Origin of the sequence: Lentzea aerocolonigenes (assembly GCF_000955955.1) — a bacterium.
Classification (GTDB): domain Bacteria; phylum Actinomycetota; class Actinomycetes; order Mycobacteriales; family Pseudonocardiaceae; genus Lentzea; species Lentzea aerocolonigenes_A.
Map to the genome: position 1 here is coordinate 1 of NZ_JYJG01000421.1, position 1,605 is coordinate 1,605.

The following is a 1,605-nucleotide window of genomic DNA, read 5'->3' on the forward strand; positions in this document are numbered from 1 at the left end:
CAACGGAACCGTGCGGCTGACCGCGATGGTGATGGTCTTGCCGTTGCCTCGGTTGTTCCAGTCCATCGGCGCCGTGAAGCTGCCGCACTGCAACCGCTCGAACCCGGGCTGATCGGTGCACTTCTGCCAGTTGATCTGTTGCTGCGCAAGCGAAGCCGAGGCCTGCGGTACGACGATCAAGCTCGCCGCGACGGCCGTGACGATCGCCAAAGGCGTTCTCATGTCGTTCCCCCTTCTGGTGTGTCTGAAGCTCACCAGTTCCAGCAGCCGGGGACATCGCCAGAAGGGGGACGACGTGGTGCTACTCAAGGCTTACGCCAGGTCGTGCAGTGACCCGTGACAACTGTCACCAGCCGACGCGAACCGCCAGTTCACGCGCCTGCTCCAGCACGCCTGCCCCCTGCTGGCCCGGTTCGGGCAGCGGCACGCCGGGGCACGTCGAGTCGGCCGTCGGGTTCACCCGGTCGACGAGGTAGCGCTCGACGACGTCGTTCACACAGGCGTTGTCGAGCCCGTAGATGCCGTGATCACCTTCGTCGGTCACCGTCAGCATCTTCGAGTTCCGGAAGCCCTGGTGAGCTCGCTGCGCGCCTTCGAGCGGCGTCGCAGGGTCACGCACCGACTGCACCATCAGCGTCGAGTCCACGCCGATTCCGCTGGGGTGCTTGAGCTGCACGTTCGGCCGGTCCCAGTACGCGCAGGGGCCCATGATCTGGTAGTAGCCCATCAGCGGCCACTTGGCGCCGTCCTGGACCGCGTTGCGCTCCAGGTACTTCCGACCACCGTGGAACGGCGTGTCGTTGCAGATGATGGAGTACAGCGTGCCGTTCGAGGCGTCCGGGTAGCTCGCCTGCGCCTTCAGCTGTGCCGGCACCACACCCGCCAGCTCGGCGAACTTGCGCGCCACCGAGTCGAAGGAGTGCTTGCTGTACTGGCCCTGGAAGAGCAGGAAGTCCAGCGTGACCGCGTTGTACGTGCCCTCGGGCAGGGTGACGGGCTGCTGCGCGAGCTTCGCCCGAGTCCGTTCATAGGTCTGCCGCACTTCTTCCCCGGTCTTGCCGAGGTGGTAGATGCCGTCGTACTTGGCGACCCACGGCGCGAAGTCGACGCGAAAACGCCGCTCGAAACCCATGCCCCAGTCGTCGAAGACGGGCTGCCACGGTCCGGTGAACGCGGCGTTCGAGTCGAGCACGATCTTGTCGAGCGACTTCGGGAAGTAGGTCGCGAAGTACGCGCCCATCCAGGTGCCGCCGGAGTAGCCGATCCAGTCGACCTTCTTGCGGCCCAGCACCTGCCGGAGCAGGTCGAGGTCCTTCACGGTCTGGTCGGTGGTGATGTAGCGGCCGAGCTCGCCGGACTTGGTCTGGCAGAACTTGGCGTGCAGCTCCATGCCCTGGGCGAGCAGGTCCAGGTTGGCTTTGCTGCGGTCGCGCGGGTCCGTCGAGCCGAGCGTGTCGTACATGCCGCACGTGACGTTGCTGCTGGCGCCGGTGCCGCGCACGTCGATACCGACGATCTCGGCGTTCTCGCTGAGCTTCGGCCGGTTCAGGAACGCGAGCGGCAGCGTGCGGCCCTCACCGCCCGGACCGCCGGGGTTGGTGAAGA

Annotated in this window: 1 protein-coding gene and 1 pseudogene; both read right to left on the minus strand. The window is 66.3% G+C overall.

Translation table 11 applies throughout. The annotated features are described in order from the left end of the window. Nucleotides 1–222: pseudogene (locus UK23_RS41760) on the minus strand (alpha/beta hydrolase); the annotation flags it as partial. A 124-nt stretch (nucleotides 223–346) separates the two neighbouring features. Beyond that, the coding region (locus UK23_RS41765) for an alpha/beta hydrolase (protein WP_045317353.1) at nucleotides 347–1,605 on the minus strand (1,259 nt) is incomplete at its 5' end.